Here is a 3,490-nt window from a genome sequence, read left to right as displayed (position 1 = left end):
CATGATAAAATTCATATGCACGTATCACCTTTCTCTTTGACTTGTTTCTCGACAATTCAAGTATAAAAGAAATTGGTGATCACGTGCATTTTTTGTTCAATTGTTTGAGAACCCCAACATTTATTATAGAACCATAAAAAACGGGTTGCCCTAGAAGTCATCATGACTTGTAGGACAACCCGTTTTATTTAATGTATTGATTATCGTGCAGAATACCCGCCATCAATGACAAGCTCTGCGCCTGTAATATACGACGCTTCATCGGATGCTAAGAAGAGTACAGCATTGCCTACATCTTCCGGCTGACCCAAACGTTGAAGTGGTGTCATTTTAATTAACATATCTAGTTGAGCTTTAGATTCTTCAAGATTTGCAACCATTGGCGTTTGGATAACTCCAGGGAATACCGTATTCACACGAATTCCTGCATGTCCATATTCTGCCGCTGCTGCTTTAGAGATCGCACGTACTGCACCTTTTGAAGCTGAGTACGGATTCAAGCCCATACCAATCAAAGCAGTATAAGATGAAATATTAACGATTGCACCTTTTTTCGCTTCTTTCATATATTTCGAAGCATGCTTCATACCTAAGAACGTACCGAAGCTATTGATATCTGAAAGTCTGCGCCAATCTTCAATCGTGATTTGATCCACAGTTTTTTCAGTAGAGATACCAGCATTATTGACAAGAATATCAACTTTACCGAAGTGATCGACAGCTTTTTTCATAGCCTCTTCCCACTCTGCGTCTTCAGTTACATTCAATTTGATCGTGAAGATATTGTCTTGTCCACCCCACTTTTCTTCAAGTGCTGTTGTATTGATGTCAGCTGCAATTACTTTCGCACCTTCTGCTGTAAATTGCTTTACCATCATTTCACCCATACCGGATGCTCCACCTGTAATGAATGCTACTTTATCTTGTAATCTGCTCATACTATATCTCTCCTTTATTGTTGTTACTGTCATATACTTTAACACTAAACTACATTTGGTTCAATTATTCGGATCGTCAATATCTTCTTTTAATGTTGAACGTTTCTACTCCTCTCACTTTATACACACCTTGTATAGGCCATATGCATACGGTATAATAATATATGTATATATACTCTATAAGTGGGAGAAGTGAACAATTATGTTCAAAGATCAACGTTATCTTAATTATAATGCAGCGGGCTTCCGGCAGGATCTAATTGCAGGGATTACTGTTGGAATTGTAGCCATTCCGCTTGGGATGGCTTTTGCTATTGCTTCTGGTGTGAAACCTGAATACGGACTGTATACTACGATCATCGCAGGTCTTTTAGTCGCTTTGCTAGGTGGTTCACGTTACCAGATTGCGGGTCCTACTGGTGCATTCATTCCCATATTACTAGCAATTGTGTTGCAATATGGTTATGAAGATCTTCTAATCGCTGGATTTCTTGCTGGTATTCTCCTCGTCATCATGAGCTTTCTCGGTGTCAGCAATCTCATTCATTTTGTCCCGCGATCGGTGACGATAGGATTCACCGCTGGGATAGCAGTCATTATATTCACCGGCCAATTCCAAAACTTCTTTGGATTAACTGGCGTTGAGAAAAAAGAGTTCTTCCATGAAAGCATGATGGAAATCGCTCGGCATTTTCATACCATCAATACATTTAGTATCTTAACTGCCGCAATTGGTTTGGTCGTCATCTTCCTTTTACCGAAAATCGCACCTAAGGTTCCATTGCTACTTATTGCGCTCCTGGTTCCTACTATCTGTTCGATTTGGTTCTTCCCAGGTAAAGTGGAAACGATCGGTACAGCATACGGTGGCATTCCGCAACATCTGCCTAGTTTTCATTTTCCCGAAATTACACTTACTAAACTGGTGAACCTCTGGCAACCCGCTTTAATCATTGCTGCACTCGGTGCGATTGAGTCTTTGCTTTCCGCAGTCGTTGCAGACGGAATGAAAAGTAAAGTTCCAAAGCACGATTCCAAGAAAGAATTATTCGGCCAAGGGATTGCGAATATCATTACACCGTTATTCGGTGGAATTCCAGCTACAGGTGCCATCGCTCGTACCGCAACAAATATCGGCTCAGGCGCAGTCAGTCCGATATCCGGCGTCGTGCAAAGTTTATTTGTATTAGCGTTCTTATTACTATTCGCACCTTACGCATCTTATATACCGTTAGCCGCAATGGCCCCGATTTTGATGTTCGTCGCATGGAATATGAGTTCACGTAAAGCTTTCGTCCAGATCGCTTCGTTACGCTCAGGGGATTCAATTGTGTTACTGACAACTTTCTTGTTGACGATATTCGTGAACCTAACAATTGCAGTCGAAGTCGGAATTTTGCTTGCAGCCCTGTCATTCTTACGCAAAATGAGCGGCTCACTGGAAATTAAAAAGAGTAAACTGACCGACGTCGAAAAGTTCAAGTTGTCTACAGAAAGTGATTCCGAGCTAATCAAGTTCAAAATCTCTGGTCCCCTGTTCTTCGGTACAGCGAAACACTTCGAGGATCGATATCCTGAACTATTGAATCTTGAGCAGAAGACGATCATTTTAGACATGAAAAATCTAACAGCGATCGACGCAACAGGCGAAGCGGCCCTTTCCGCCATGCTTGACGAAGCAGTTCGCCAAAACAAGCGACTTATTTTTAAGAGAGTACCTCCTGAAAAAGTGAGCTTGTTCAAACGTAGTGGGTTGTATGACAAGATTGGTGAGGATAACTTCTTTATGTTGTGAGTGTTGGTGATTGAGGAATCCATTTATTTTGTGGTTCTAAGAATGATAAATTGCGTACCTTACCGAACCTACAAACGTGGTTGACGGAAAGACTAGGCGGCTGCCGATCTTTGTCACTTTTGTTGGGGGCGTTGCTCGACTGGTTGTTGGAGATGGAAATTAGTGAGTGTCTGCTTTCTGGACCCGCGCAGGCACGTGGGGGATTGCCTACAGCCAGGAGCCAGCTGGCAAAGTTCCGCCAACTGGCTCATGGCCACGGCCTACCCCGCAGTTGTGCCTGCGCTACTGAGTGGTATTTATTTAGGTTGTGGTTCTAAAAACGATAAATTGTGCGCCATACCCAACCTGCAAACGCGGTTAGCGGAAAGACTAGGCGGCTGCGGGTCTTTGGCACTTTTGTTGGGGGCGTTGCCCGACTGGTTGTTGGATACTGAAGTCATCAAGTGTCTGCTTTCTGGACCCGCGCAGGCACGTGGGGGATTGCCTACAGCCAGGAGCCAGCTGGCAAAGTTCCGCCAACTGTCTCATGGCCACGGCCTACCCCGCAGTTGTGCCTGCGCTACTGAGCGGTATTTATTCTAGTTGTGGTTCTTATAGGAAGAAGATCAGTGACATCGTGATATCTAGTATGTATTTCTAGCAAAAGAAGTGTAAGAACTGCCGTACACCCAATCTAACGAAGGCGCCTGCTGTGGTAGGCGTAGCGAGGAGACAAAGACAGGCGAACTTCCTGTCTCTGGCTCCTCGCGAAAGCCAT

2 protein-coding genes are annotated in these 3,490 nt (G+C 43.7%); one reads left to right on the top strand and one right to left on the bottom strand.

All coding sequences use genetic code 11. From position 1 onward, the window contains the following. Positions 1-200: 200 nt before the first annotated feature. On the bottom strand, positions 201-938 hold the full coding sequence (locus tag CSV68_RS16375; RefSeq protein ID WP_099635648.1) for an SDR family NAD(P)-dependent oxidoreductase: 738 nt from the start codon (positions 936-938) through the stop codon (positions 201-203). A 202-nt stretch (positions 939-1,140) separates the two neighbouring features. On the opposite strand from CSV68_RS16375, the gene CSV68_RS16370 reads away from it, so the two are divergent. Continuing rightward, entirely contained in the window at positions 1,141-2,733 is a 1,593-nt protein-coding gene (locus CSV68_RS16370; protein ID WP_099635649.1) for a SulP family inorganic anion transporter, read from the top strand. The last annotated feature ends 757 nt before the right edge of the window (positions 2,734-3,490 follow it).

It is taken from the genome of Sporosarcina sp. P29, assembly GCF_002743265.1.
Lineage (GTDB): Bacteria > Bacillota > Bacilli > Bacillales_A > Planococcaceae > Sporosarcina.
The sequence above is the reverse complement of the archived record's forward strand: the minus strand, read 5'-3'. Positions and strand labels throughout refer to the sequence as shown.